The organism is Bradyrhizobium sp. 26S5 (assembly GCF_036923295.1).
Classification (GTDB): domain Bacteria; phylum Pseudomonadota; class Alphaproteobacteria; order Rhizobiales; family Xanthobacteraceae; genus Bradyrhizobium; species Bradyrhizobium septentrionale.
On the sequence record NZ_CP145948.1, the window covers coordinates 374,887 to 400,563 of the forward strand.

Here is a 25,677-nt window from a genome sequence, read left to right on the forward strand (position 1 = left end):
GTGGGCCGCGGAGGAATTCGCCATGACCTTACTGTATCCGCTGCAATCGCTTGCGGCCCATCCGGCGCGGCTGTCGCCGGACTATCGCTCCACCGTGAAGCGTTCGCCGCAAAAGCCGCTGATCCCGATGCGGCACACGCTCTCCGAACTGACCGGGCCGGTCTATGGTCACGAGACCGTGCGCGAGCACGACAACGACCTCACCATCCAGGCGAAGGGCGAGCCGCTCGGCGAACGCATCATCGTGCACGGCCATGTGCTGGACGAAGACGGCCGCGGCGTGCCCAACACGCTGGTCGAGCTGTGGCAGGCCAATGCCTGCGGCCGCTACATCCATGTCGTCGACCAGCATCCGGCGCCGCTCGATCCGAATTTCACCGGCGCCGGCCGCACGCAATCCGATGCAGCCGGCTATTACAAGTTCATCACCATCAAGCCCGGTGCCTATCCCTGGGGCAATCACCACAACGCCTGGCGGCCCGCCCACATCCACTTCTCGGTGTTCGGCCACGCCTTCGTCTCGCGTCTGGTGACGCAGATGTATTTCCCCGGCGATCCCCTGTTTCCGTACGATCCGATCTTCAACTCGGTGACCGACGAGAAGGCGCGGGCGCGGATGATCTCGTCGTTCGATCTCGACAACACCAAGCCGGAATGGGCGCTTTGCTACCGCTTCGATATCGTGCTGCGCGGCCGCAACGCCACGCCGATGGAGACCAGGTAAGTGTCGAACCCGCGTCCTGATGGAATCACGCCCTCGCAGACCGTCGGTCCCTATTTCAAATACGGCCTGACGCCGAACGGCGAATACGAATGGAACGACGCCTTCACCAGCAACCTCTTGACGGGCGATGTCTCGGGCGAGCGCATCCGCGTCGAGGGCAAGGTCTATGACGGCGACGGCGCTTTGATCCCGGATTGCATGCTGGAGATCTGGCAGGCCGATAGCCAGGGCCGCTTCTCCGATCCGCAGGATGCGCGCGCGCTGCCGAACTCCTCGTTCAAGGGTTTTGGCCGCTGCGGCACCGACAAGACCGGCGGCTATGCGTTCGACACCATCAAGCCGGGCGTGGTGCCGGATGCCGACGGCAAGCCGCAGGCGCCGCATGTCGCGCTCGCGGTGTTCGCGCGCGGCATGCTGTTGCATCTCTACACGCGGATCTATTTCGACGACGAGGCCGGCAACGCCGCCGATTCCGTGCTGGCGCTGGTGCCCGCCGCCCGCCGCGCCACCTTGATCGCCAAGCGCAAGGCCGGTGCGGGCAGCGTCTACACGTTCGACGTCCATCTGCAGGGCGACAACGAGACGGTGTTCTTCGACGTCTAGAGGCTGCGGCGCGCCGTCGGCGGCGCGCAAATCCAGCATTGAAAAGACTGACAAATCCGCTGCGCGCGCCTTCGCCGCAGCGGATTTCGTTGACTATGCATGATTAGTTATATAACAATCAATTTATATAACCGGGACGAGATCAAGCATGGCCAACCTCGATGCCGCCTTCTCCGCGCTCGCCGATCCGACCCGCCGGGCGATCCTGGCGCGGCTCGCTCTCGGCGAGGCGACCGTGATGGAGCTGGTCGAGCCGTTCGAGATGACCCAGCCCGCGATTTCCCGCCATCTCAAGGTGCTCGAGGGCGCGGGCCTGATCGTGAAGCGGATCGAGGGCACCAAGCGCCCGTGCCGGCTGGCACCGACGGCGGTCGCCGAGATCGATCAATGGCTCGGCATGCTGCGGCGAGCGCTGGAGACCAATTACGACCGGCTGGACGGCGTGCTGGCCGCGATGAAGCCCGAGACGTGAAAGGTGCCCCATGAGCGAGTTGACGAGCAAGCTGACGCTGAAGACCGAAGGCGACCGCCATGTCGTCGTCACCAGGCGCTTCGTTGCGCCGCCCGAGGCGGTGTACCGCGCGCACACCGAGCCGGAGCTGCTGCAAAAATGGCTGCTCGGTCCGGACGGCTGGACCATGCCGGTCTGCATCAGCGAGCTCCGGCCTGGCGGCAAGATCCGATTCGAATGGACCGACGGCAAGGGCCGCGGCTTCCATCAGACCGGCGAATATCTCGCGCTCGAACCGTTCAGCCGCATCGTGCATGTCGGGCGCATGCATCTGCCGGATCCGACGCCGGACAATCATGTCGAGACCACGTTCGCGCCGGACGGCACTGGCACCCTCATGACCTTGCGGATGACGCTGCCGGATGCGGAGACGCGTGCGGCGATGCTCGCGACCGGCATGGAGCGCGGCATGGAAGACAGCTATGCTCGGCTCGACCGCATGAGCTGAGCGCGACTGACGTGAGGGACAATGCGCGACCGTTTCCTGACCGGCCTGATCGGATATCCGATCGCGCATTCGGCGGCGCCTGCGATGCACGAGCAGGCGGCCGCAGCGCTCGGCGCTCGTTGTCACTACCAGCTGATCGAGGTCAAGGGCGCCGGGCGCGACGATCTGCGCGCGATGTTGGGGGGTATCAGGCGGCTCGGCTTTGCCGGCGTCAACGTCACCTTTCCCTACAAGGAAGCGGTCGTCGAACTGCTCGATGACCTCGCGCCGGATGCACGCGCGATCGGCGCGGTCAACACCATCGTCGTCGATGGCGCGCGGCTCGTCGGGCATAACACGGACGCAACAGGCTTTGCGCGCGCGATCGAACCGCTGCTCGCTCTCGCGCCGCGCGGCCCGATCGCGCTGATTGGCGCCGGTGGCGTCGGCAAGGCGATCGCGTTTGCGCTCGCCGGCCTCGGCGTTACCGAGCTTCGTATTTTCGATGCCGATGCCGCCAAGGCCGCGCAGCTTGCGGCCCAGTTGGCGGATCATGCGGTTCGCGCCGCCAGTGTCGCGGCCGTGGTGGACGGCGCCGCAGGTCTCGTCAACGCAACGCCGGTCGGCATGCTGCCGAGCCGCGACACGCCGGTGCCGGATGCGCTGCTGCGTCCCTCGATGTGGGTCGCCGACGTGGTCTACACGCCGCTATGGACGTCGCTGCTGACGGCGGCAAAGGCCAAAGGCGCAAACGTGCTGACCGGACGCGATCTCGCGATCAACGCATCGGCGGATGCGTTCAAGCTATTCACGGGATTGACGCCGCCGCATGGCGCGATGGCAAATGCATTCGACGCCGTGATGGCTGCGCGCTACTCTGCATCCGCCTGAAGGGCGGAGACATTGAATGACAAAAATCAGGATCGGTCTGGCCGGCTGCGGCTTTGTGTCGGAGCTGCATATGTATGCGTATCGGCGCGTCTACGGCGTCGATATCGAGGTGAGGGCGGTCGCGGCGCGCGGCGATCATGTCAATGAGTTCGCCCGCAAGCACGGAATCCCGAACGCCTATCGCAGCTTTGCCGAGCTGGTTGCCGACCGCGAGCTTGACGTCATCGACATCTGCACGCCGCCGAACCTGCACGCCGCGATGATCGTGGATGCGATGCAGCGAGGCAAGCACGTGATCTGCGAGAAACCGTTCAGCGGCTATTTCGGGCAGCCCGGCGACAAGGCGCCGATCGGCAGGCACGTGCCGAAAGCGCTGATGTATCAGCGCGTGATGGAGGAGATGGAAAAGACCCGCGCCGCGATCGAGCGCAGCGGAAGACTTTTCATGTATGCCGAGGACTGGATCTACGCGCCGGCGGTGACCAAGACCGCGGAGATCATCCGCGCCACAGGCGACAAGATACTGTTCATGAAGGGCGAGGAAAGCCACTCCGGCTCGCATGCCGCGCACGCCGCAGAATGGGCGATGACCGGCGGCGGCTCGCTGATCCGGATGGGCTGCCATCCGCTCTCGGCCGTGCTCTATCTCAAGCAGGTCGAGGCGCGCGCGCGCGGCGAGACGATTTCAGTTGCCAGCGTCACCTGCGACGTCGGCAATGTCACCGCCGGTCTCAAGCCCGAGGAGCGCGCCTTCATCAAGGCCAATCCGGTCGACGTCGAGGATTGGGGCACGCTCACCGCGACCTTCTCCGACGGCACCAAGGCCACGGTGTTTTCCGGCGACATGATCATGGGCGGCGTGCGCAATCTGATCGAGACCTACACGAGTGGTGGCTCGCTGTTCGCCAACATCACGCCGAACACCCATCTGACGAGCTACCAGACATCAGAGGAGAAGCTCGCCTCGGTCTACATCACCGAGAAGGTCGATCGCAAAACCGGCTGGCAATATGTTTGCCTCGAGGAGGAATGGACCCGCGGCTATCTGCAGGAGATCCAGGATTTCATGGAATGCGTCTCAACCGGCCGGCAACCGCTCGCCGACCTGGCGCTGGCGTATGAGACGACGAAGGTGAACTACGCCGGCTACTGGGCGGCGGACGAGGGCAGGCGGGTGGTGTTGTAGATACGTGCATTGCGACTGGTCGGGCGCGGGGGCGGCAGCGTGATTGCCTTCGTTTCACTGATCCCTGTGCCAGCCCCGTCATCCTGAGGTGCGAGCCTTGCGGCGCACTTGCGCCGCTGGGCGAGCCTCGAAGGATGAATCGGCCAGAGTGGGGCCGTGCATCCTTCGAGGCTCGCCGAAGAGGCTCGCACCTCAGGATGACGGGGATGGTTCCCAACAAGCCGCGGTAAACAATCGACCCCTTACGCCCCGTACACCGATCCCTTCGGCAGTGGAAACACCGGGTCCTGCGTGCGGATGTTGGTCGGCCACACCACGGTGATGCGCTCACCGGCGTTCTGCATCACGACCGGGGTCGAGCGCTCGTTCTGGCCGGACATCGGCGTGCCCGGCGGATAAAACTTCACGCCGTAGCCCTGGATGGTGCCGCCCGGCGGGATGTCGACATCGAGCGCCGCCTTGCGGATCGCCTCGGGATCGAACCCGCCATATTTCTCCTTGGCGACCGGCAGCACATTGTTGAGCAGCACCCAGGTCTGGTTAAAACCCATCGAGCAGTGCGGCGGCACTTCGGTGGCGCTGGTCTTCTCGCGATAGCGCGCAACCATGGTCTTGGTGAGGTCGCCGACCCCCGGCGCCAGCTTGGCGGGATCGAGCAGCTGCGCCGGAACGGGGTCGATGTTGCAGAAATTGTCGATGTCGGCGCCGAACGCCGTCCGCAGCTTGTCGAGCTGGCTGTAGCCGGCGCCGGCGCCGAACAGCATCTTGAACTTCAGCCCGCTCTCGCGCGCCTGGCGCAGGAACAGCGTGATGTCGGGGTTGTAGCCGGCATGCGAGATAATGTCGGCCTTGGCGCGCTTCAGCTTGGTCACCAGCACCGAGAGGTCGGGCGCGGAGGCCGAGTAGCCTTCCTTGAGCACGACCTGCAGCCCGGCTTCTTTCGCGAAGGTTTCGTCGGCGGCGGCGACGCCGACGCCGTAAGGGCCGTCCTCATGGATCAGCGCCACCTTGACGTCCTTCGGGTCCATGCCGAGCTTGGCCTTGGCGTGCTCGGCGAGGAAGCCGCCAAAGGCCTGGCCGTATTGGTCGGAATGGATCTGCGCGCGGAACACATATTGCAGGTTCTTGTCCTTGAACACGGCGGTGGAGACCGCGGTGGTGATCCAGAGGATGCGCTTCTGCTGCTCGACCTTGGCGGCGAGCGGCACCGCGTGCGAGCTCGCGAACACGCCGTTGAGGATGTCGACCTTCTCCTGGTCGATCAGGCGATTGGCCTCGTTGATCGCCACATCGGGCTTGCTCTGGGAATCGACGTTGACAGGCGCGATCTTGTATTTGCCGCCGACGCCGCCCTTCTCGTTGACGAGATCAATCGCGATCTGCGTGCCGATCGAGGAGGCGACCGAGCCGCCGGCGGCGAACGGGCCGGTCAGGTCGTAGATCACACCGATCCGCACCGCTTCGGCCTGCGCCTGCGCCCGTGTCCAATCGAAGCTGAAAGCAGCGGCGGCAGCCGCTGAAGTCTTCAGCAGCGTCCTGCGTGAAGTCGGCATCGCGTCCTCCCCTGAAGCCGTCATTGCTGTGACGGGTATTGCTTGTTTTCCAGGGAGTATTGGGAGGCGAGGTCGGAAAGTCAACGCGATTGCGGCTGCAGGGTCTCACTCGTTGGTAGGGGCCGCGCGATCAAATCCATCACCGTCATCCTGAGGTGCGAGCTCTTGCGAGCCTCGAAGGATGCACGGCCCGGCTGGTGGCCGTCGATCCTTCGAGGCTCGCTACGCGAGCACCTCAGGATGACGGGTCGTATAGTCGGGCGCTTGGCGAAAACCTACTCCATCACCGCGGCATGGTCCGGCGGTGCCGACTGCTTGCGCAGCGCGGCCTTGGTTGAGCCGATCATCATCGCGAGCGGGATCGAGACCAGGATGAACAGCATCACCAGCTGGTAGTCGTGCGAGAAGGCGATGATCTGCGACTGCGCGGCCACCATCCTGTCGGCCATCGCGCGGCCGGTATCGGTGTTGAGGTTCATCATGCCGGATATGTCGGGCATCTGCAGCGCATGGTTGAACGGATTGATCTGCTCCGAGAGTTTTGCGTAGATCCGCCGCCCGCCCTCGGTCAGCTGGGCGATCACGATCGAGATGCCGACCGAGCTCGCGACGTTGCGGAACAGCGTCAGCATCGAGGTGCCGTCGGTGCGCAGATGGTTCGGCAAGGTCAGGAACGCCACCGTCGAGAGCGGCACGAAGACGAGGCCGAAGCCAAAGCCCTGGACCACGCTGACGATGATGATCTCGTTCGCCTGGGTCATGTCGGTCCAGCCGGTCATCTGGAACAGCGAGGCCGCGGTCAGCGCCAGGCCGGAGATGATCAGCGTGCGCGCCTCGATGTAGCGCATCATGCGGCCGACCAGCATCATCGCGACGAAGGTGCCGGCGCCGCGGGTCGCCAGCAGCAGGCCGGCGGTAATGATCGGATAGCCGACCACGTTCTGCAGATAGGGTGAGGACAGCGCCATGGTCGAATACAGCACGAGGCCCATGACCGTCATGAACACGACGCCGCCGAGAAAATTCCGGTCCTTGAAGATCGCGAACTGGATGAACGGCCTGTCGGTCGTCAACGAATGGGCGAAGAAGAAGTAGCAGCCGACCGCCGCGACGATGAACTCGATCATGATCTCGTTGGACTCGAGCCAGCCGAGCTGCTCGCCGCGGTCGAGCGCGAGCTGCAGCGCGCCGATCGCGACCGCGAGCGCGCCAAAGCCGAACCAGTCGAAGCGCAGATTGTGGTCTTGCCTGGTCTCGTCCATGAAGATTGCAAGGCCAAGCACCGTGAAGGCGCCGAACGGCAGATTGACGAAGAACACCCAGTGCCAGGAATAGGTCTCGGTCAGCCAGGCGCCCAATGACGGCCCCATGATCGGGCCCATCATCACGCCCATGCCCCAGATCGACATCGCCTTGGCGCGCTCATGCAGCGCGTAGGAATCGAGCATCACGGCCTGCGACAGCGGCACCAGCGCTGCGCCGAACACACCCTGCAGCAGGCGGAACAGCACCATCTGGTTGATGTCCTGCGCCACGCCGCACAGCACAGACGCGAAGGTGAAGCCGGCCGAGCAAATGATGAAGATGCGCTTGCGGCCAAAGCGGTTGGCGATCCAGCCCACCGGCGCGGTCATGATCGCCGCCGCGACGATGTAGGAGGTGAGCACCCAGTTGATCTGGTCCTGCGAGGCCGACAGCGAACCCTGCATATAGGGCAGCGCGACGTTGGCGATGGTGGTGTCGAGCGCCTGCATGATCGTCGCGGTCATCGCGCAGATCGTCACCATGTTCCGGCGCATGCCGGGTACGGCGGATGGTGACGGTGCATTCATTCAGGTCAGTCCTGTTCGAGCGATCGAAATCACCTCTCCCGCTTGCGGGGGAGGTCGGCGCGTAGCGCCGGGTGGGGGCTTTCTCCACGGTGGGACTCGTGGAGAGAGCCCCCACCCCGACCCTCCCCCGCAAGCGGGAGAGGGGGCGCACTTTCTCTGCGGTCGACAACTCGACCAAAACCCAATTCGATTGTTAGTCCTGGTGGTCCGGGTGCGCCGAGGCCGGCGACAGCCCGAGCAGGCCGGCCAGCGTGCGGCGGTGGTTGGTGTCGATCGTGGCATAGACGCTCATACCGGCCTTCAGCTTCTTCACGAACGGATCGTTCTCGTCGAAATAGATCCGCACCGGCACGCGCTGCACCACCTTGACGAAATTGCCGGTGGCGTTTTGCGGCGGCAGGATTGCGAACTGCGCGCCGGTGCCGGGCGACAGCGAGCCGATCTTGCCCTTGAACCGATGGTTCGGGAACGCGTCGACGTCGAGTTCGACCGGCTGGCCGACCGCCACGTAAGTAAAGTCGCTTTCCTTCGGGTTGGCGTCGACCCAGGGATGGTCGACGTCGATCACGGAAAACACCGGCGCACCGGCGGCGACGAAGCGGCCGAGCTGGATCTGGTCGACCTGGGTTGCGACGCCGTCCATCGGCGCGCGCAGCACGGTGTGATCGAGATTGCGCTGCGCGTCGTCGAGCTTGGCCTTGGCCTGGGCATAGGGCGGGAACCGCTCGATCGGCAAATCGACATCGCCGAGCAGTTGAGTCTTGTCCTTGGATATCTGCTGCTTGATGTATTGCCCCAGGCTCTCGGCCGTCACCTGCGCATTCGCCGCGTTGTCGAGGTCGAGCTGCGAGCCGAAATTCTGCTTGGCGAGCGTCGACTTGCGGTCGACGTCCTTCTTCTTCAACTCGATGCTCTGCTGGGCGAATTCGAGCATCCTGCTGTTGATCTTGATGTTGTCGACCAGATTGTCATAGGTCGTCCTGGTCTGGTCGAGCGCGGCCTTGGCCTGAGCGACCGCGAGGCGGAACGGCACCGGATCGATCTCGAACAGCTCGTCGCCCTTCCTGACGTGCTGGCCTTCCTTGACGACGATCTTGTCGATCTTGCCGGAGATCTCCGGCGTGATCAGCACCTTCTGGGCGCCGACATAGGCGTCGTCGGTGCCGACATAGCGGCCGCCATTGAGATAGAACACGATGCCGCCGATCGCGGCCACGGTCGGCAGCACGACCAGCAGCAGCGTGCGGCGATAGCGCCGCAGGCCCGCCATCAGGCGACGGCGCGGCGCGCGGCTGGCCTTGCCCGACGGCGCGGGCGTTTCCGGATTGCTCTTCTGCTCGGGTGCCAGCTTGAGCACGGGTTCAGCCATAGCGCTGTTCCTTTCGGGAGGGTTCGCCGGCTGGGCTTTGGATGGCATTGCGAACGTTTTCCTTGATCGATTCCAGTTGCGTGAGTAGGCGGTGCGCGTCGGCCGGGCTGATGCCCTCGAGTGCGGTCGCGGTGAGTTCGGAGCGCAGGCCGGCCAGCTTGCCGAGCAGCGGGCGCGCGGCCTTCTTCAGATAGAGGCGGTTGACGCGGCGGTCGCTGTCGTCGCTGCGGCGCTCGATCCAGCCATTGTCACAGAGCTTGTCGATCAGCCGCGTCAGCGTGATCGGCTGCATCTCGAGCAGCTCAGCGAGCTCGGTCTGCTTCAGCCCTTCCTGGCGTTCCACCTTGGACAGCACGGCCCATTGCGCGCGGGTGATGCCGTAGCGGGCGGCCTCCTTGTCGGCATAGACGCGGATCAGGCGGAACACCTCGCCCAGCGTAAACAAGAAGTCCGTATCCACGGAACCGCGCATGAATCTGCCTCCATAAGCTTTGGATATAATAAGCTTGCTTATGAATTCTGCATGCCAGGTTAACGGGGGGCTGCCCCGCATTGCGCACATGGCTGCGGGCCGGCAAAGCGGCGGGCTTTGGGAACGCGGGTTGGAATGCTATCTTCAGGCGGTATGAGCCTCGCCAAGCCGACCTTTCCTGCCCCCGACCACGACCACGGCCGCTGCGCCGCGGACGCGATGGCGCATGCCGAGCAGGTGTGTGCGCGCCGCGGCCAGAAATTCACCCCGATCCGGCGCCAGGTGCTGCAGGCGCTGCTGTCGAGCCATCGCCCGCTCGGCGCCTATGAGGCGATCGACGAGCTGGCCAAGACGATGCCGCGGCCGGCACCAATTACCGTCTACCGCGCGCTCGACTTCCTGATGGAGAACGGCCTCGTGCACCGCATCGAGAGCCGCAATGCCTTCCTCGCCTGCGCGCACGACCATGACGAAGCCTCGATGGTGGCGTTCTTGATCTGCGACCATTGCGGCTCGGTCGGCGAGATCCCGGCCGCACCGGTCGCGCAAAGCCTGACGGCTGCGGCGCGGGCCTCGGGCTTCATCCCGAAACTGTCCGTCGTCGAGATCGCCGGCACCTGCGCGCATTGCCAGAAGACGTGATGCGCGGATGCGATTGAGGCAAACGATTGCCGCGAAGATGCTCCGCTCCCTCTCCCGCTTGCGGGGGAGGGCCGGGGTGGGGGTGTTACCGCGAGTCGTTTTGCTGAGAGAGCCCCCACCCGCATCGCATCTACGATGCGATGCGACCTCCCCCGCAAGCGGGAGAGGTGAGGCAACAATGAGCGCCTGAGCCACTCATCTCAATAGAATAACAACAGGCCCGATAGGCCGGCCCGCGAGGAAACATGTCGACCCAAGCGATCACAGCCCACGTCACGAGGCCCGTCAGCGTCGGCCATGGGCTGCCGCCAGGCGCCATCGCCGTGATGCTGATGCTGTGCGTCAGCTGGGGCTTCAACCAACTCGCGGTCAAGCTCGCGCTGCCCGATGTGCCGCCAATGCTGCAGGCGATGATCCGCTCCTCAGGCGCGCTGCCGGTGATGCTGATCGTAGGCTGGCTGCGCGGCGTCAAATTCTTCGAGCGCGACGGCTCGCTCGTCCCAGGCGTGATCGCCGGGCTGATGTTCGGCTGCGAATTCGTGCTGATCTTCACCGGACTGGTCTTCACCTCGGCCTCGCGCGCCTCGGTGTTCCTCTACACCGCGCCGTTCTTCGTCGCGCTCGGCTCGCACCAGTTCCTCGGCGAGCGTCTCTCCACCGTGCAGTGGAGCGGCCTTGCGCTGAGCTTTGCCGGCGTCGCGCTCGCGATCGGCGTGCCGCAACCGAATGTCGACGCCAAGGTGCTGCTCGGCGATCTCATGGTGGTCGGCGGCGGCGCGCTGTGGGCGGCGACCACGCTGGTCGCCAAGGGCACGCGCCTGCGCCAGGCTGCGCCGGAAAAGGCGCTCGGCTACCAGGTCGCGATCTCGATTCCGATCCTCGGGTTTGCCGCCTGGATCGCGGGCGAGCGCATCGACCATATGCCAAGCGCGCTGTCGCTCTCGCTGCTCGCCTATCAGGCGGTCTGGGTGGTGGGCTGCACCTTCGTGATCTGGTTTGCGATGGTGAAGACCTATTCCGCGAGCAAGCTCTCGGCCTTCACCTTCATCACGCCTTTGTTCGGCGTGGTCGCGGCCTATTTCATCATGCACGACACGCTGACGCCGGTGTTCGGCGTTGCCGCGCTGCTGGTGATCGCCGGCCTCTATCTCGTCAACAAACCCGACCCGAAGGTGACGCCGGACCCGAATGTGCCGGCGTGAAGTCGAGATACCGTAGGGCGCAGACGGGGTGCTGAATCGAAAAGGACCGTCACATGGACGGTCCTTTTCTGCCGGTTGAAATAGGCCCTGTAAAAACCCAAACGTGAAAAATGCTCTGCAAATTACCGTCGTGCCGGCAGAGATTGTATTACGACCGTCCTGGCTCATCAGAAATCCGGATCAGTACGGTGTTCCGGCATGGAACTGGCGCGGATGGTTAATGCCGCAGCTCGCTACATCATCCGCTCATGCATCTCGAAGTCGACATAGACCACCGGGTGATGCAGGCCGCGGTCGAACAGCATCTTCGCGCTGCCGGCGCCGAGATCGGTGACGTCAAGTGAAGTGCCGAGCCCATCCCGGTACAGGATCGGCTGATAGCCCTTGATGATCCTCTGGCCGAACGCCGGGTAGGTCGGCGCGCTATCGGAGAACGCGTGGCGGAACGCCTGGTAGAGCGTCGACGAGCGCAATGCCTCCATCGCCGCCCGCTCATGCCGTTCGGCAAGGCCAAGGCGTATCCTGAAATAGGTGTTGTAGCCCTGGCACTGCTTCTCGATCGCGATGAATGCATCCGCATCCGCTCCGTGGAGTGTGTAGTAGGCCGCCGTTCGATCCTGCTCCGGCGTGGCCGTTTCGGTCGCCTGCAACTGCGCTCTCTCCTGCTGCAGGAGGCTGTCGACGTCGATTGGGCCGGCCTGCTTGCGGAGGTCGGCCGCGTGCTTGCTCACGACGCTGACGCTTGCCCGACGGTTCAGGTCGATCGCGGGGCCGCCGTCCGCCATGACGCGCCAGCCGGCGGCTTCAAGTCGCGCTCCGGTCCCTGACAACAGCGCGTCGAAAGGCGGCGAGGAGATGCCGTGTCCGTAACGCGCGCAGAGATCGACGACGATGTCGCAGGCGGCGGTGACGCCAGGGTCGGCCTTGTCCGCCACGGCCTGCGTCCCGCCATCCGGCGGGATGGCGAATACGGCCATGACGGCTTTGGAAAAACCGGAGACCTTGCGTTCCGCCTCTTGCCTCGCGACCACCGCCGCATCAGGCGGAACGGCTCCCGATGGTGCCGTCGAAGCGGTCGGCTGGCTTCGCCTTGCGAGCGCGGCGAGGAAACAGAAGCCAGAGAAGGCAAAGGCGCAGGTCGCCGGGATGGCGGTGATCAGGCCATACGGCACGTGAACGCCGAACCAGGCCTCGACGCGATCCTGGATCGCGGCAAAGAAGTAGAAGATCGCGAACGGCGCGACCGCGAAGAACACCGCGAGCCCAGTGGTCAGGCCGCTGTCGTGGAAGCGCCGGGCCGTCACCGCAAACAGCGGCAGCGCCATCGCAATGGCGACGTAGATCGCGCTGTCGAACTGATGGGCCGCGAGCAGAACCAGCAGGCAAAAGCCGAAGAACCACCAGAACTCGGCGCGCGGCGCCCGGCCGCTGAAATCGGCGAATTTCCTGAAGCAGGTGGCGATCGACGCGGTGGCATGCATGACCATCTCCGGGCAGACGGCGGCAGCCTAGCGGCGAAGATTTACGTTTCTCTATTGTCGACGGGCGCAATTGCAGCCTTCAGGCGCAATGGCACCAGGCCGAGGGGTAGCCAGTCCGGACGGTGTTGATCTACGTCAACGCCGCCACTAACGTGAAGTCTCCCATGCGAGGGATGCCGTGGAGGCGCGCTTATGCCAGTCGATGCCACCGATGCAATCGAAGCCGGAATCCGGTCGGCGTTCACCGCATATTCCAAGGAGGATGATCCGGATTGGCGGAGTGCCTGCTGGATCAAGCCGGATGAGTGCTCCCATCTGGCAAAGAACATCCTGAAGGAATTGGCGGCCCGAGGTTTCGAGATCGTCAAGAAGTCAGCGTAATTGCTGGGCAGTGCCGCTGCGCCCTGTGACAAAACAACCCGACGGGCAACTCAGCAAGTTGTGCGACTCACAAGTGGCGCAACAAATTCAGTGTCGTCCCGGCCTAGTGCGCAATTGCGCACGGGGGCCGGAACCCATAACCACAAATGCCGATTGTTATGCACCGCTGGAACGACGAGTCCCGTTCGCTACAATTGCTGCGGCGTATGGGTCCCGGCCTTCGCCGGGACGACGAGTGGAGAGAGCTGTGGGCGTCCCACTACCCCACCTCGATCGGCAGCGACGCATCCTTCGCCCATTCGCCCATCGAGCCGTCATAGAGCGTGAGATTGTCGTAGCCGAGCCGATGCAGCTGGAACAGGTCGATGGTCGCGGAGATGCCGCCGCCGCAATAGGCGACGACGCGCTTGTCCTTGCTGATGCCCTGCGCGGCGAATGTCGCTTCGGCCTCCGTCAGCGGCACGAACGTCTTGTGCTTGGGATCGATCAAGCTTGCGGCCGGCACGCTGACGCTGCCGGGGATGCGGCCGGGCCTGCCGTAGCGGCTCGGCTCCAGGCCCTTGTAGAATTGCGGGCCGAGCGCGTTGACGATGACGGTGTCGCTCTCCGTGGTCGCGGCGAGCACGTCATGCTTGCCGACGAACATGCCGTCCTTCGGCCGCGCCGAGAACGTGGCCGGCGGATAGCCGCCGGCGAGCCCGGTCTCGATGTCGCGTCCCTCGGCGGTCCATTTGTCGATGCTGCCGTCGAGCACCGCGGCACCCTCGAAGCCGAGCGAGTGCAGCATCCACCAGAACCGCGTCGCCCACATCGCGGTGCCGATCGAATACAGCACCACGCGGCTGTTGGCCGAGATGCCGTGGCGGCCGAACGCGGCCTCGAGCTGGGCTGTCGGCGGCATCATGAAGCGCAGCTCGGTACGGGCATCGGAGAATTCGGCCTGCAAATCGAGGAAATTCGCGCCGGGGATGTGGCCGGCCTCGAACGTCTGGCGGCCCGAGACGACAATATAGGGAACGCCGCTGCCGGCGGGGGCCGGCTCCAGATAGGTCGTGCAGTCGAACAGGCGGAGATCCGGTCGGGTCAGGATGTCGGCGAGTTCCGCCGTGCTGATCAGCTCGCTATGGCCGGCCATGTCGCGCCCTCCCGGTGTGCACTTAACAGGATGCTAAGATGCTCCAAGTCACATGAAAAGCTGTCGTTTGCCCTTTGATTCACCCCAATTCGGCCCAATATAGCTGGGCATGCAGGACGCCGCTGCATGGCTTGCCTTTGGCCTCAATCGGCGCCATAAGCTGTTGAATTCACTCCGAAACATGACCGTTTGGCCTGCCGCGCGCGTGGCCTATCGCCCCCTTGGTGAATGTCACCAAAACCTGATATTCGAGACGCCATGAACAAGCCCGAGATTTTGCCGCAAGACGACGACGTCGCAGGCCCCGCGCCGCGGCACCAAACCACGCAAGTCATGGTCGGCAACGTTGCCGTCGGCGGCGGTGCGCCGATCGTCGTGCAGTCGATGACCAACACCGACACGGCTGATATCGAGGGCACCATCGCCCAGGTCGCGGCCTTGACCCGCGCCGGCTCCGAGATGGTGCGCATCACCGTCGATCGCGAAGAAGCCGCTGCCGCGGTGCCGCACATCCGCGACGGCCTGCGCAAGATGGGCATCACCACGCCTTTGATCGGCGACTTCCACTATATCGGCCACAAGCTGCTCGCCGAGTATCCGGCCTGCGCCGAAGCGCTCGACAAGTACCGCATCAATCCCGGCAATGTCGGCTTCAAGAACAAGCGCGACACCCAGTTCGCCGACATCATCGAGATCGCCAACAAGAACGACAAGCCGGTGCGGATCGGTGCCAATTGGGGCTCGCTCGACCAGGAGCTGCTCACCAAGCTGATGGACGAGAACATCGCCTTGCCGAATCCGCGCGACGCCCGCGCGGTGACCCGCGAGGCGATGGTGCAGTCGGCATTGCTGTCGGCCGCGCGTGCTCAAGAGCTCGGCATGCCGAAGAACAGGATCATCCTGTCGGCAAAAGTGTCCGCCGTGCAGGATCTGATCGCGGTCTATCAGGAAGTCGTGCGCCGCTCGGATTACGCGATCCATCTCGGCCTCACCGAGGCCGGCATGGGCTCGAAGGGTATCGTCGCGTCCTCGGCCGCGCTCGGCATCCTCTTGCAGCAGGGCATCGGCGACACCATCCGCATCTCGCTGACGCCGGAGCCCGGCGGCGACCGCACGCTGGAAGTGCAGGTCGCGCAGGAATTGCTGCAGACCATGGGCTTCCGCACCTTCGTGCCGCTGGTCGCTGCGTGCCCCGGTTGCGGCCGCACCACCTCGACCACGTTCCAGGAGCTGGCGCGCTCGATCCAGGATTTCATCCGCGACGAGATGCCGGCCTGGAAGACCAAGTATCCGGGCGTCGAAGAGCTCAACGTCGCCGTGATGGGCTGCATCGTCAACGGCCCCGGCGAATCCAAGCACGCCAATATCGGCATCTCGCTGCCCGGCACCGGCGAAGCGCCGGCCGCGCCGGTCTTCGTCGACGGCAAGAAGTTCCGCACCCTGCGCGGTCCGGGCATCGCCGCCGACTTCAAGGCGCTGGTGATCGACTACATCGATCAGAAGTACGGCGCGGGCGCCAAGGTGCCGGAGCAGGCCGGCGCCGCGGAGTAGCTTCACTCCGCTCGTGACCCATTCAATCGTCGTCCCGGCCTAGTGCGCAATTGCGCACGGGAGCCGGGACCCATAACCACAGGCGGCGGTTGTGGCGCGAGATGTGGGTTACCAGCCTTCGCAAAACCCGATCCTGTGGTTATGGGTCCCGGATCTGCGCTCCGCTTCGCTGCGCTTGTCCGGGACGACAGATATGTTTGCGGTGCAGATTGCGCTTCCACCGACGCGCGTTACCATGTCTCCCAATCAAGAACGATCGGGAGAAGGCCCATGAGCTCACTGTCCGGCAAGCAGGGTCCACGCTATCGCCACCTCGCCGACCAATCCGAGCCCTATGAGACCATCGGCGTCGAGAAGCTGACGCCGATCATCGGCGCCGAAATCTCCGGCGTCGATATTGGCAAGCTGGTCTCCGACGATGCACGCTCCAACCGCCAGATGGACGAGATCCATCGCGCGCTCGCCGAAAACCTCGTCATCTTCTTCCGCGACCAGCACATCAGCCCCGACCAGCATCTCGCCTTCGGCCGCAAGTTCGGTGAGCTGCATGTGCATCCCGCCGCGCCCAACGAGGGCGATCCGGCGCTGATGAAGATCCATGCCGACAAGGATTCACCGCGCGCCAACGGCGAAGGCTGGCACACCGACGTGTCCTGCGATCTCGAGCCGCCGATGGGTTCGATCCTCTACATCAAGCAGTGCCCGCCGCGCGGCGGCGACACGCTGTTCGCCAATATGTATGCCGCCTATGAGGCGCTGTCGGAACGCATGAAGGCCTATCTCGACGGGCTGACCGCGCTGCATGACGGCGAGCAGACTTATCGGGGGCTGTACGCGAATTACGGCGTCGCCGACAAACGGGAATATCCGCGCGCCGAGCATCCTGTCGTCCGCACCCATCCGGTGACCGGCAAGAAGTCGCTCTACGTCAACCGCGGCTTCACCCGCTTCATTGTCGGCATCCCGCGCGACGAGAGCGACGCCATGCTGGCCTATCTCTACCAGCACGCCGAGAACCCACTGTTCCAGTGCCGCTTCCGCTGGACCGAGAACGCGATCGCGTTCTGGGACAATCGCTGCGCCCAGCACCGCGCGATGTGGGACTACTGGCCGCATACCCGCTCCGGCACCCGCGTGACCGTGAAGGGAGAACGGCCGGTGTGAGGATGAGCGTGGCGCGTAGGATGGTAGAGCGCAGCGAAACCCATCGTCTCACCGCGTGGATGCAAGTGATGGGTTTCGCTTCGCTCTACCCATCCTACGAATAGAAACAAAAAACATATCGGGAGGTCGTCCATGCTTCGCGCCGAAGACAACAAATTCCTCACCGAATCAGGTGCGGGGACGGGAATGGGCGAGCTCCTGCGCCGGTTCTGGATTCCGGTGCTGCTGTCGGAAGAGCTGCCGGAGCCGGGCAGCGATCCGAAGAAGATCGTGGTGATGGGCGAGGAGCTGCTGGCCTTCCGCGATAGCAGAGGCGTGGTCGGCGTCATCGATCAATACTGCCCGCATCGCGGCGCCAATCTCTGGCTCGGCCGCAACGAGGAATGCGGCATCCGCTGCGTCTATCACGGCTGGAAGTTCGACACCGACGGCCGCTGCGTCGACATGCCGACATCCTATCCGGACCTCAATGCCAAGGACCTGATCCGCATCAAGTCCTATCCGGTGCGCGAATGGGGCGAGATGATCTGGGCCTATATGGGCCCGGTCGAGGCGATGCCCGAATTGCCGGCGCTGGAGATGGCGCTGCTGCCGGCCTCGCACCGCTTCGTCACCAAGAAGTGGCAGGACTGCAACTGGGTGCAGGCGGTGGAAGGCTCGATCGACACCGCGCATTTCACCTTCGCGCACCTCTCCTTCGAGAAGGAGGAGAACGAGATACTCGACATCAAGAAGCATTTCGTGAACCCGTTGACGCGGGTCGCGACCGACCACATGCGCTGGATCGCCGAGGATCCGCGCCCCGTCATCAAGATCAATCCGCATCAGGCCGGGCTGACGGTCGCGGGCGGACGGCTGACCGGGAGCGACAACATCTACTGGCGCATCGCCCAGTTCCTGATGCCGTTCCACAGTTACGCACCGAGCTCCATGCCGGGCGAGAACATGTTCGGCCAGACCTTCGTGCCGGTCAGCGACACCAGTTGCTGGATCTACACCTATGCGTGGAATCCCGACCGCCCGCTGACAGACGCCGAGCGTGAGGGCTACGCCAATGGCAACGGCGTGATGGCGGCGGTCGACGAGAACTACGTGCCGCTGCGCAACAAGGCGAACGACTATCTGATCGACCGCAAGCTGCAGCGGACCAAGAGCTATACCGGCATCAAGGGCGTCTCCGAGCAGGACGCCGCGGTGCAGGACAGCCAGGGCCCGATCGCCGACCGCACCCGCGAGCATCTTGGCCCGACCGATCTCGGTATCATGCATTTCCGCAAGCTGGTGATGGAGGCGGCCCGCGCGCTGCAGAAGGGCGAGGCGCCGCCGCATGCGGCGCACCAGGATCGCTACACCGTGCGCTCCGGCGCCTGCGTCACCAGCAAGACCAAGGACCTCACCGCCGTGATGGTCGAACGGTTCGGCGATCCCACAGGCTACGTCGGCGGCCCCAGGCAGAACGCCGCGGCGGAGTAGGCGCGGCTGTCGTCCCTGCGAAAGCAGGGACCCAAAACCACGACTATTTGTTGTTGCGCCACGCTGTAGCCCCAACCTTCGCAGAACCGGCAGCGGTGGTTATGGGTCCCGGGTCGCGCTGAGCCTGTCATCGGGCGGCGCTTCGCGCCGACCCGTTGGCTTGCCCGGGACGACGCAAACCTACAACGGAATCCTGCGATACTCCCGGTTGGAGAGGCTCGCCTCCTCGAGATCAAGGTCGCGCTCGATGCGCCGCCTGGTTTCGTCGGTGATCTTGCCGTCGCGCAGCAGCATATGAATGAACTTGCGCTCGGAGGAGATCAGCTCCCGCGTAAGCGCGGTGCCGGCGGCGGAGACGTCGTGCTTCTCGGGGTCGAGCGTATCGGGCAGCTGGTTGAAGCGGATCTCGTGCCGCGAGCGCAACAGCTTCACCACTTCGTCGGAGAGCTCACGGTCGTCGGTGATGGCATCGAGCGACTTCAGCGCGGCGTTCAGCGCCTCGCGCCGCGCCGCGATCTCCTGCTCGTGCTCGGCGATATGCTCGCTGCGTCCGTCCCTGGCGAGGCCGAGCCAGCGCACCACCGGCGGCAATCCGAGGCCGAGCCCGACCAGCGTCACGAAGATCACGCCGAAGGCAACGAACAGGATCAGGTCGCGATACGGGAAGGCGTCACCGCCAGGCAATGTCAAAGGCAGCGCCAGCGCCGCAGCAAGCGAGACCGCGCCGCGTACGCCGGTGAAGGCCACCACGAACACCGCCCGCCACGACGGCAGCGGATCGCGGTCGCGCATGCTTCGGCTGATCCAGCGCGGCAGATAGGTGCCGGGAAACACCCAGAGGAAGCGCGCGACGATGACGATGACGGCGACCAGCACGGTGGCGGTGAGGATGTCGTGCAGCGGGAACGACTTCGACTTCTCGTACAGCGAGCGCATCTGGAAGCCGGTCATCAGGAACAGCAGGCCCTCGATCAAAAAGATGACCAGGTCCCAGAAGAAGATGCCCTGCAGGCGCGTCGCGGCCGAAATCAACAGCGGTCCGTTCCAACTCATGTAGAGACCGCAGGCAACCGTTGCGATCACGCCGCTGCCGCCGAAATGCTCCGGGATCCAGTAGGCGAGATAGGGCGTGATCAGCGACAGCGTGATCTCGACCTGCGGATCGCGGGCTCTGCGGCGGGCGCGCAGGCTGAGCCAGCCGATCGCGGTGCCGAACGCGATCTCGCCGGCGACGATGACGAGGAAGGTGCCGGTCGCCTTCGGCAGCGAGAACAGCCCGGTGGTGATGGCGGCCAGTGCGAAGCGGTAGAGGATCAGCGCGGTCGCGTCGTTGGCGAGCCCTTCGCCCTCGAGCACCACCAGGACGCGGCGGGGCAGGCCGAGCTTGCGCGCGATCGCAAGCGGCGCCACCACGTCCGGCGGCGCGACGATCGCCCCGAGCAGGAAGCCGACGCTCCAGGGCAGGCCGATCAGATAGTGGGTCGCGGCGGCGACCATGAAGGCGGTGAAGATCACGCAGCCGACCGACAGCAGGATGATCGGCCGCAGATTGGCCTTGAACTCGCGCCAGCTCATCGCGACGCTCGCCGAATAGATCAGCGGCGGCAGCACCACCAGAAGCACGAGCTCCGGCGGCAGTTCCAGCGACGGCATGCCCGGCACGAAGGCCAGCACGACGCCGGTCAGCAGCAGCAGGATCGCCGGCGCGATATCGGTTCGCCGCGCCACCAGCGCGGTTCCCGCCAGTACGCCGAGCAGGGTGAGAAAAATCTGAAACTTGGCTTCCATAATGGGCTCAATTCGCCCGGAAACCACCGGCAGTCAATGCGGTCCGGCCGGAGCCGGACCGCTGGGGCATGTCACAAAGCCGTCGTGGGGATGCGGCGGGCCCGCCGGTCAGTCCCGCAGGTCGTAGCGGTACGACTTCGAGACGATCTGCCAGCCATCGGCGAGCTTCATCGCCACCAGGTAGTCGGTGAAGTAGCGCGGCGGCAGCTGGCACCGCACCTTGATGAAGGCGGTGTTGTCGTCGGAGCGGTCGATAGTAACGATGAAATCTTCGCGGGCCTTGCCCTCGGCCTTTCCCGACGGCCGCTTGCGCACCCAGGCAAGCCAGTCCGGCACGGTCAGGACCTTCAGCTCGCCCTTCTCCACCCAGCGCAGGTCGGCGCTTGGATGAAAGGCCGCGGCAAGCTTGTCGGCGTCGCCCTCGTAGAGACCGTCGAAATAGGTTTGCACGACATTTTCGACGCTGGATCGATCTTGGCTCATTGGTTGGTCCTCCCGGCAGGGTTTTCGTCTGCTAGGATTTAGCCATGAACCACCGGATTGCGCCATGGCCGTCGGCAAAATTCCGCGTGAGGAGAAAGCCGTGACCGCATCTGCAAATTCGAACGATCGTATCCTGACGGGCGAATGCTTCTGCCGCGACGTGCGCTACGAGGTGGCCGACGCGTTCGGCTATGCGCTGAATTGTCACTGCTCGAACTGCCGCCGCACCACGGGTTCGGCGTTCAAGCCGTTCGCGGGAATCGCGCGCGAAAAATTCGCCGTCGTCAGCGGCGCCGATCGTCTGCTGATCTACGGCGATGAGCTCACCCATGACGCGCATTGCGGCCGCTGCGGCTCGCTGCTCTATTCGCAGGTCCGCGACGGCGCTTATGTCCATGTCACGATGGGAACGCTGCGCGATGCGCCGGCGATCCGGCCGACTGCGCATATCTTCGTCGGCTCCAAGGCGCCGTGGTACGCGATATTGGACGACCTGCCGCAATATCAGGGGCACGTCACCAAAGGCGCGGAATAAATCCGCGCCACCTCAGTTCGTGCCCTGAGGCTGGTCCGCTTGTGCCGAGGTAGTCTTGGACGGCCCCAACGCGAAGGCGAGCACGACATTGTCGGCGCGCTGCTTGAACTCCTTGCCGACCGCGTTGCGCGCCGCGTCTGAGAGTTCCTGCAGCGGCTTGTCCTGCAGCAGGCTGGGGAAGGTGACGGTCACCGATGTGAGCCGGCCATTGCGCCAGTTGAAGCCGACCTGTGGTTTGACCCCGACCGCCGCAAGGAGGTCTTCCTCCACGGCCTTGGCGTGCTTGAAGCCGTCGAACACGGCGTCGACCATGCCGCAGCCCGCGGTGCAGCCGGCAAGCAGCGCGAGGGCGACAAGGTTTCTGGCCATGCGGCCGATCGTGCCGGATCGGGCGGATAGAACCGGTGCGGTTGCGCCCTGCATGACGTCCTCCGTGGTATTGTTCTCGTTCCCCCGATCGTGCCCGAAATATCGCGACCAGCCAATCCGTACCCCGGTCCCTTCCGCAGTGTCGCTATGAACGGATCTGGGTTTTTGGAATTGAACGGGGGCTGCCCGGTCTCGGCGTCGGCAATGACGAGTCTGCAACTCGTGATGCAGCTAGATCGCGCTCGCTGCGATGTTCACCATCAGCGCCAGCAGCGCGGTGTTGAACACGAACGAGATGACGCCGTGCACGGTCGCGGTGCGGCGGATGATCTTGTCGGTGATGCCGACGTCGGAGACCTGCGCGGTCATGCCGATCACGAACGAGAAGTAGATGAAGTCCCAGTAATCGGCGTCGACGTGCTCGTCGCCGCTCGGAAACTGCAATCCGCCGGGCGTCTTGCCGCGGTAGAATTCATGGGCGTAGTGCAGCGCGAACGCGGTGTGAACCATGGTCCATGACAGGGTGATGGTGACAATCGCCGCCGCCAGTCCGGCCGGGCTGCCCTTGGCTGCGCCGAGTTCAAATACGATGGCTGCGAGGCTCGCCAGCGCGCCGAACGCGGTCACCAGCAGGATCAGGAACCGGCCATCGTCCTGCAATATGGCGCTGCGCTTGATATAAGCGACGCCACAGCGCAGCATCATCGCATAGGCAAGCACCAGATACAGCGCGGCGAAGGCGTCCCATCCGGCGAGCAGGCGCGTGACGAGGCGCGGCGCTCCCGGCACCAGCAGGGCAGCCAGGATGCCGACCCCAAGCGAGACGAAGGTGCGCGGCCGGCCCACGACGACGCGGACCGGCATCGGCAGCTTGCGGAAACGAACAAGGCGGTCGTCGGGCTCCTTGCTCATTTCGCGCTTTGCTTTCGGTTAGTTCTTGCGCTCGGCGACGAAGCGGGCTGCGGCGCGCAGCACGTCGCCCCTATCGCCGAACACCGACAGCGCGGCATCGGCGCGCGCCAGGAGGTCGCGCACGCGCTGCTTGGCGCCATCGATGCCGAGCTGGGTGACGAAGGTGGTCTTGCCGAGCGCAGCGTCGGCACCGGCCGGCTTGCCGAGTGCAGCGGCGTCGCCCTCGACATCGAGCAGATCGTCGGCGATCTGGAAGGCTTCACCGAGCGCTTTGCCGTAATCGTCGAGCGCCCGATACTCGCTCTCGGAGGACTGGCCGAGGATCGCGCCGGCGATGCAACCGAAGCGGAGCAGCGCGCCGGTCTTCATCTGCTGCAGGCGCGCGACATCGACCGGCTCGCGGTCGCCGAAGCGGCCTTCGCCGGCGAGGTCGAGGATCTGGCCGCCGGCCATACCGCCGATCCCGGAGGCGCGCGCCAGCGCGCGGGTCAACAGCAGGCGCACTTGGGCGTCCTTGTGGATCGCATCACGGGTGATGATGTCGAAGGCGATCGTCAGTAGCGCGTCGCCGGCCAGGATCGCGGTCGCCTCGTCATAGGCCTTGTGCAGGGTCGGGCGGCCGCGGCGCAGATCGGAATTGTCCATCGACGGCAGATCGTCGTGGATCAGCGAATAGCAGTGGATGCTTTCGAGCGCAGCGCCCACCAGCAGGGCGGCTTCGCGCGGGATGCCGAACACCGCCGCGCTCTCGACCACGAGGAACGGCCGCAGCCGCTTGCCGCCACCGAGGCTCGAATAGCGCATCGCCTCGATCAGCCGCTTCGGGCGCACGATTTCGTCGGTTTCGGTCGCGTCGGACAAAAGTCTCGCGAGCAGGGCTTCGGTATCCTCCGCGGTCTGGTCCAGCCGCTTGGAAAACTCTGCAGTACCGGTCGTCATTAAGAATTGCTCCAGATCGATTTTCGGCCGGACAATCGTTGATGGCATCGGCTTCGTCAATTCCACCCTGCGACGGATTCGCGCCTTAAAAGTGCTGGAAAAACCGTGAATTATCCCACAGACGTCTGACAGCGCCGGCCGTTCCTGGCGGGCGGGGCCCAAATCCTTCCTGGAGAGGTTCTCCCCGGAAACCCTCGTTTTGCGCATCGTCCGAATTTTATTGCTGCTTTTGCTGGCTCTGCTGGTGCTGCCGTATCTGGTGACGCCGTTCTACCGCACCGGCCACCCGGTCTCGGCCCTGATGGCGTGGCGGACCCTGCGAGGGGCCCCGGTGACGCGGCATTGGATCGATTTCGGCGCCATGTCGCCGTATCTGCCGCGGTCCGTGGTCGGCGCGGAAGACGCCCATTTCTGCAAGCACCGGGGCGTCGACTGGGGCGCGCTGCGCGAGGTGATCGACGATGCCGGGGATGGTGAGGCGGCGCGCGGCGGCTCGACCATCACCCAGCAGGTGGCCAAGAACCTGTTCCTGTGGCCCGGCCGCAGCATGATCCGGAAGGGGTTGGAACTGCCGCTGGCGCTCTGGATCGATTTCGTGCTGCCCAAGCAGCGAATCCTCGAAATCTACCTCAACATCGCCGAAATGGGCCCATCCGGGCAGTTTGGCGCCGAGGCCGGGGCCCAATATGCCTTCGGCCGGTCGGCAGCCGGGCTGTCAACTCGCGAGGCCGCGCTTTTGGCTTCGATCCTGCCCAATCCGGTCAAACGGAGCGCCCGGAACCCGGGTCCGGGGGTGCGCAGGCTGTCCGGGACCTATATGGCGAGGGGCAATGCGGTGGAGCGCTGCTGGCGCGAAAATCGCGGCTCCTGAGGCTGATTTCGGGCGGATTTTACCGTGTCGGACCCTAGATTTACGCAGTGCCTTCCTCTATAAGCGCGGCCTTACCGGCATCGCAGCTGGCGCTTTGAAGCGCTGTGCGCTCGTCCCCATTTCGGACGATGCCTCCGCAACACCCCTAGAGGACACCGTTATGGCCGTTCCCAGAAGAAAAACCTCGCCGTCGCGCCGTGGCATGCGTCGTTCGGCTGACGCGATCAAGACCCCGACCTATGTCGAGGACAAGGACTCCGGCGAACTGCGCCGCCCGCACCACCTCGACCTGAAGACCGGCATGTACAAGGGCCGCCAGGTCCTGAAGGCCAAGAAAGAGTCCTGATCGGACATTCGGCTGTCGCGCCGCAGAGCATGATCCGGAAAAGCGTCTAGCGGTTTTCCGATAAGATCATGCTCCGAACAAAACGGCGCTGCGCCCGAATTCGGCCAACGAGGCCGGTCAAAACGGGCGCGTCCGCGGCGAAGCGTAGGCATCGCCGCATGCTGGTTCTCCCTGGAATAAGGCGCAAGCCCCGATGGTCGGTTTTCCGCTGCTGCTGGTTCCGCTCGCGGTCTACAACATCATCGCCTTCCTGATGCCTGGCGTGTCCTTCACGGACCCGCTGATCAGGCTGACATTGCTCTCGGGCGAGCAGTGGCAGATCACGCTCAGCGACATGCTGCTCGCCGCCGGCGTGCTGCTGTTGCTGCTCGAGGTCATCAAGGGCGCTCGGCCCGGCGCGAAATTTCTCACCGACCATCTGCTGTCGCTGATCGTGTTCGGCGCGGCCGCCGCCGAATTCGTGCTCTGGCCGAAATTCGGCAATTCGACCTATGGCCTGCTCACGCTGCTGGCGCTGGTCGATTTCATTTCCGGAATTGCGCTGCGCACCCGCCGCCGTGCGGTGGTCGCGGCACCGGCGCAGAGCGTCAGCAAGTCGCAGCCCGAGGTGCCGCAGCCCGCGCCTGTCGCGCAACCCGCCGCGCGGCCCGAGCCCGCACCTGTCGTTACGCCGGCGCCCGCCGCGCCGCCGCCGGCCGCAACCGTTCCTCCGGCGACGTCGGTTGCGGAATCCGTGCTGCTCGATCAGTCCGCGCCAAAGCCGACGGTGACCTCGCCGGATTTGCAGCCGGGCGGCCAGCCGCCGTCGGACGCGCCGCAGCGCTGATACTCTTCTGA

27 protein-coding genes are annotated in these 25,677 nt (G+C 64.7%); 16 read left to right on the forward strand and 11 right to left on the reverse strand.

The window, feature by feature from the left end; translation table 11 throughout:
• The first annotated feature begins 22 nt into the window (after nt 1-22).
• The 6 genes from pcaH (at nt 23) to V5279_RS01745 (ending at nt 4,342) form a co-directional block, all read left to right on the forward strand.
• The gene (gene pcaH, locus V5279_RS01720) at nt 23-724 is read left to right on the forward strand and encodes a protocatechuate 3,4-dioxygenase subunit beta (protein ID WP_338694536.1); all 702 of its coding nucleotides are present in this window, start codon (nt 23-25) and stop codon (nt 722-724) included.
• Nucleotides 725-1,327, forward strand: coding sequence for a protocatechuate 3,4-dioxygenase subunit alpha (gene pcaG, locus V5279_RS01725; protein ID WP_338694538.1), 603 nt, complete (start codon nt 725-727; stop codon nt 1,325-1,327).
• Between the two features lie 148 nt (nt 1,328-1,475).
• Nucleotides 1,476-1,799 carry an ArsR/SmtB family transcription factor gene (locus tag V5279_RS01730; protein WP_029079517.1) on the forward strand — a complete coding sequence of 108 codons (324 nt, stop codon included), beginning with the start codon at nt 1,476-1,478 and terminating at the stop codon, nt 1,797-1,799.
• A 10-nt stretch (nt 1,800-1,809) separates the two neighbouring features.
• Nucleotides 1,810-2,286, forward strand: a complete 477-nt coding sequence (locus V5279_RS01735; RefSeq protein ID WP_338694540.1) for an SRPBCC domain-containing protein — start codon at nt 1,810-1,812, stop codon at nt 2,284-2,286.
• Nucleotides 2,287-2,307: 21 nt separating this feature from the next.
• Nucleotides 2,308-3,156, forward strand: coding sequence for a shikimate dehydrogenase (locus tag V5279_RS01740; RefSeq protein ID WP_338694542.1), 849 nt, complete (start codon nt 2,308-2,310; stop codon nt 3,154-3,156).
• A gap of 16 nt (nt 3,157-3,172) precedes the next feature.
• Nucleotides 3,173-4,342 carry a Gfo/Idh/MocA family oxidoreductase gene (locus V5279_RS01745; protein ID WP_338694545.1) on the forward strand — a complete coding sequence of 390 codons (1,170 nt, stop codon included), beginning with the start codon at nt 3,173-3,175 and terminating at the stop codon, nt 4,340-4,342.
• Between the two features lie 242 nt (nt 4,343-4,584).
• Here the strand turns inward: V5279_RS01745 and V5279_RS01750 are convergent, their stop codons facing one another.
• The 4 genes from V5279_RS01750 to V5279_RS01765 form a co-directional block, all read right to left on the reverse strand.
• Entirely contained in the window at nt 4,585-5,895 is a 1,311-nt protein-coding gene (locus V5279_RS01750; protein ID WP_338694547.1) for an ABC transporter substrate-binding protein, read from the reverse strand.
• Nucleotides 5,896-6,170: 275 nt separating this feature from the next.
• Nucleotides 6,171-7,727, reverse strand: coding sequence for an MDR family MFS transporter (locus V5279_RS01755; protein WP_338694549.1), 1,557 nt, complete (start codon nt 7,725-7,727; stop codon nt 6,171-6,173).
• Between the two features lie 193 nt (nt 7,728-7,920).
• Nucleotides 7,921-9,096 carry an HlyD family secretion protein gene (locus tag V5279_RS01760; protein WP_338694551.1) on the reverse strand — a complete coding sequence of 392 codons (1,176 nt, stop codon included), beginning with the start codon at nt 9,094-9,096 and terminating at the stop codon, nt 7,921-7,923.
• Nucleotides 9,089-9,568, reverse strand: coding sequence for a MarR family winged helix-turn-helix transcriptional regulator (locus tag V5279_RS01765; RefSeq protein ID WP_166301278.1), 480 nt, complete (start codon nt 9,566-9,568; stop codon nt 9,089-9,091). Before V5279_RS01765 ends, V5279_RS01760 begins: the two co-directional genes overlap by 8 nt.
• A gap of 153 nt (nt 9,569-9,721) precedes the next feature.
• Here V5279_RS01765 and V5279_RS01770 point away from each other — a divergent pair, with 153 nt between their 5' ends.
• Nucleotides 9,722-10,210 carry a Fur family transcriptional regulator gene (locus tag V5279_RS01770; protein ID WP_166307899.1) on the forward strand — a complete coding sequence of 163 codons (489 nt, stop codon included), beginning with the start codon at nt 9,722-9,724 and terminating at the stop codon, nt 10,208-10,210.
• A gap of 326 nt (nt 10,211-10,536) precedes the next feature.
• Nucleotides 10,537-11,412, forward strand: coding sequence for a DMT family transporter (locus tag V5279_RS01775; RefSeq protein ID WP_414645990.1), 876 nt, complete (start codon nt 10,537-10,539; stop codon nt 11,410-11,412).
• 233 nt (nt 11,413-11,645) lie between these two features.
• On the opposite strand, the gene V5279_RS01780 is transcribed toward V5279_RS01775, so the two are convergent.
• Nucleotides 11,646-12,893 (reverse strand): DUF805 domain-containing protein, encoded by a 1,248-nt coding sequence (locus V5279_RS01780; RefSeq protein ID WP_338694556.1) that lies wholly within the window; start codon nt 12,891-12,893, stop codon nt 11,646-11,648.
• Nucleotides 12,894-13,085: 192 nt separating this feature from the next.
• Between V5279_RS01780 and V5279_RS01785 the strand changes: the two genes are divergently transcribed.
• Nucleotides 13,086-13,274 carry a hypothetical protein gene (locus V5279_RS01785; RefSeq protein WP_029079527.1) on the forward strand — a complete coding sequence of 63 codons (189 nt, stop codon included), beginning with the start codon at nt 13,086-13,088 and terminating at the stop codon, nt 13,272-13,274.
• A gap of 259 nt (nt 13,275-13,533) precedes the next feature.
• Here the strand turns inward: V5279_RS01785 and V5279_RS01790 are convergent, their stop codons facing one another.
• Complete coding sequence (locus V5279_RS01790) at nt 13,534-14,409, reverse strand: sulfurtransferase (RefSeq protein WP_338694559.1); 876 nt, start codon at nt 14,407-14,409, stop codon at nt 13,534-13,536.
• Nucleotides 14,410-14,667: 258 nt separating this feature from the next.
• Between V5279_RS01790 and ispG the strand changes: the two genes are divergently transcribed.
• From ispG to V5279_RS01805, 3 genes are all read left to right on the forward strand, one after another.
• On the forward strand, nt 14,668-15,960 hold the full coding sequence (gene ispG, locus V5279_RS01795; RefSeq protein ID WP_338694561.1) for a flavodoxin-dependent (E)-4-hydroxy-3-methylbut-2-enyl-diphosphate synthase: 1,293 nt from the start codon (nt 14,668-14,670) through the stop codon (nt 15,958-15,960).
• Between the two features lie 270 nt (nt 15,961-16,230).
• Entirely contained in the window at nt 16,231-17,124 is an 894-nt protein-coding gene (locus V5279_RS01800; protein ID WP_338694563.1) for a TauD/TfdA dioxygenase family protein, read from the forward strand.
• Between the two features lie 132 nt (nt 17,125-17,256).
• Nucleotides 17,257-18,597 carry a Rieske 2Fe-2S domain-containing protein gene (locus tag V5279_RS01805; protein WP_338694566.1) on the forward strand — a complete coding sequence of 447 codons (1,341 nt, stop codon included), beginning with the start codon at nt 17,257-17,259 and terminating at the stop codon, nt 18,595-18,597.
• Nucleotides 18,598-18,777: 180 nt separating this feature from the next.
• Here V5279_RS01805 and V5279_RS01810 read toward each other — a convergent pair whose 3' ends face one another.
• On the reverse strand, nt 18,778-20,385 hold the full coding sequence (locus V5279_RS01810; protein ID WP_338694568.1) for a Na+/H+ antiporter: 1,608 nt from the start codon (nt 20,383-20,385) through the stop codon (nt 18,778-18,780).
• A 108-nt stretch (nt 20,386-20,493) separates the two neighbouring features.
• Nucleotides 20,494-20,868, reverse strand: a complete 375-nt coding sequence (locus V5279_RS01815) for a nuclear transport factor 2 family protein (protein WP_029079533.1) — start codon at nt 20,866-20,868, stop codon at nt 20,494-20,496.
• 100 nt (nt 20,869-20,968) lie between these two features.
• Here V5279_RS01815 and V5279_RS01820 point away from each other — a divergent pair, with 100 nt between their 5' ends.
• The gene (locus V5279_RS01820) at nt 20,969-21,403 is read left to right on the forward strand and encodes a GFA family protein (protein ID WP_338694572.1); all 435 of its coding nucleotides are present in this window, start codon (nt 20,969-20,971) and stop codon (nt 21,401-21,403) included.
• A gap of 12 nt (nt 21,404-21,415) precedes the next feature.
• Here the strand turns inward: V5279_RS01820 and V5279_RS01825 are convergent, their stop codons facing one another.
• From V5279_RS01825 to V5279_RS01835, 3 genes are all read right to left on the reverse strand, one after another.
• A complete protein-coding gene (locus V5279_RS01825) occupies nt 21,416-21,826 on the reverse strand; it encodes a hypothetical protein (protein WP_338694574.1) in 411 nt (136 codons plus the stop codon).
• Between the two features lie 177 nt (nt 21,827-22,003).
• Nucleotides 22,004-22,684, reverse strand: coding sequence for a DUF1345 domain-containing protein (locus V5279_RS01830; protein ID WP_338694576.1), 681 nt, complete (start codon nt 22,682-22,684; stop codon nt 22,004-22,006).
• Between the two features lie 18 nt (nt 22,685-22,702).
• On the reverse strand, nt 22,703-23,623 hold the full coding sequence (locus V5279_RS01835) for a polyprenyl synthetase family protein (protein ID WP_338694578.1): 921 nt from the start codon (nt 23,621-23,623) through the stop codon (nt 22,703-22,705).
• Between the two features lie 199 nt (nt 23,624-23,822).
• On the opposite strand from V5279_RS01835, the gene mtgA reads away from it, so the two are divergent.
• The 3 genes from mtgA to V5279_RS01850 all read left to right on the forward strand — a co-directional run bounded on the left by mtgA (nt 23,823) and on the right by V5279_RS01850 (nt 25,666).
• Nucleotides 23,823-24,494, forward strand: coding sequence for a monofunctional biosynthetic peptidoglycan transglycosylase (gene mtgA, locus V5279_RS01840; protein ID WP_338694580.1), 672 nt, complete (start codon nt 23,823-23,825; stop codon nt 24,492-24,494).
• A 160-nt stretch (nt 24,495-24,654) separates the two neighbouring features.
• On the forward strand, nt 24,655-24,840 hold the full coding sequence (gene rpmF, locus V5279_RS01845) for a 50S ribosomal protein L32 (protein ID WP_021077536.1): 186 nt from the start codon (nt 24,655-24,657) through the stop codon (nt 24,838-24,840).
• Between the two features lie 193 nt (nt 24,841-25,033).
• Nucleotides 25,034-25,666 (forward strand): hypothetical protein, encoded by a 633-nt coding sequence (locus V5279_RS01850; protein ID WP_166301311.1) that lies wholly within the window; start codon nt 25,034-25,036, stop codon nt 25,664-25,666.
• The last annotated feature ends 11 nt before the right edge of the window (nt 25,667-25,677 follow it).

Coding starts and splice junctions, on each gene's coding strand:
- V5279_RS01805 (WP_338694566.1), top strand. CDS start 17,257: ATGCTTCGCGCCGAAGACAACAAATTCCTCACCGAATCAGGTGCGGGG.
- V5279_RS01730 (WP_029079517.1), top strand. CDS start 1,476: ATGGCCAACCTCGATGCCGCCTTCTCCGCGCTCGCCGATCCGACCCGC.
- V5279_RS01745 (WP_338694545.1), top strand. CDS start 3,173: ATGACAAAAATCAGGATCGGTCTGGCCGGCTGCGGCTTTGTGTCGGAG.
- ispG (WP_338694561.1), top strand. CDS start 14,668: ATGAACAAGCCCGAGATTTTGCCGCAAGACGACGACGTCGCAGGCCCC.
- V5279_RS01755 (WP_338694549.1), bottom strand. CDS start 7,727: ATGAATGCACCGTCACCATCCGCCGTACCCGGCATGCGCCGGAACATG.
- V5279_RS01775 (WP_414645990.1), top strand. CDS start 10,537: ATGCTGATGCTGTGCGTCAGCTGGGGCTTCAACCAACTCGCGGTCAAG.
- pcaH (WP_338694536.1), top strand. CDS start 23: ATGACCTTACTGTATCCGCTGCAATCGCTTGCGGCCCATCCGGCGCGG.
- V5279_RS01800 (WP_338694563.1), top strand. CDS start 16,231: ATGAGCTCACTGTCCGGCAAGCAGGGTCCACGCTATCGCCACCTCGCC.
- V5279_RS01850 (WP_166301311.1), top strand. CDS start 25,034: ATGGTCGGTTTTCCGCTGCTGCTGGTTCCGCTCGCGGTCTACAACATC.
- V5279_RS01750 (WP_338694547.1), bottom strand. CDS start 5,895: ATGCCGACTTCACGCAGGACGCTGCTGAAGACTTCAGCGGCTGCCGCC.
- rpmF (WP_021077536.1), top strand. CDS start 24,655: ATGGCCGTTCCCAGAAGAAAAACCTCGCCGTCGCGCCGTGGCATGCGT.
- V5279_RS01830 (WP_338694576.1), bottom strand. CDS start 22,684: ATGAGCAAGGAGCCCGACGACCGCCTTGTTCGTTTCCGCAAGCTGCCG.
- V5279_RS01815 (WP_029079533.1), bottom strand. CDS start 20,868: ATGAGCCAAGATCGATCCAGCGTCGAAAATGTCGTGCAAACCTATTTC.
- V5279_RS01790 (WP_338694559.1), bottom strand. CDS start 14,409: ATGGCCGGCCATAGCGAGCTGATCAGCACGGCGGAACTCGCCGACATC.
- V5279_RS01780 (WP_338694556.1), bottom strand. CDS start 12,893: ATGCATGCCACCGCGTCGATCGCCACCTGCTTCAGGAAATTCGCCGAT.
- V5279_RS01770 (WP_166307899.1), top strand. CDS start 9,722: ATGAGCCTCGCCAAGCCGACCTTTCCTGCCCCCGACCACGACCACGGC.
- V5279_RS01760 (WP_338694551.1), bottom strand. CDS start 9,096: ATGGCTGAACCCGTGCTCAAGCTGGCACCCGAGCAGAAGAGCAATCCG.
- V5279_RS01835 (WP_338694578.1), bottom strand. CDS start 23,623: ATGACGACCGGTACTGCAGAGTTTTCCAAGCGGCTGGACCAGACCGCG.
- V5279_RS01765 (WP_166301278.1), bottom strand. CDS start 9,568: ATGCGCGGTTCCGTGGATACGGACTTCTTGTTTACGCTGGGCGAGGTG.
- V5279_RS01825 (WP_338694574.1), bottom strand. CDS start 21,826: ATGCAGGGCGCAACCGCACCGGTTCTATCCGCCCGATCCGGCACGATC.
- V5279_RS01740 (WP_338694542.1), top strand. CDS start 2,308: ATGCGCGACCGTTTCCTGACCGGCCTGATCGGATATCCGATCGCGCAT.
- V5279_RS01735 (WP_338694540.1), top strand. CDS start 1,810: ATGAGCGAGTTGACGAGCAAGCTGACGCTGAAGACCGAAGGCGACCGC.
- V5279_RS01810 (WP_338694568.1), bottom strand. CDS start 20,385: ATGGAAGCCAAGTTTCAGATTTTTCTCACCCTGCTCGGCGTACTGGCG.
- V5279_RS01785 (WP_029079527.1), top strand. CDS start 13,086: ATGCCAGTCGATGCCACCGATGCAATCGAAGCCGGAATCCGGTCGGCG.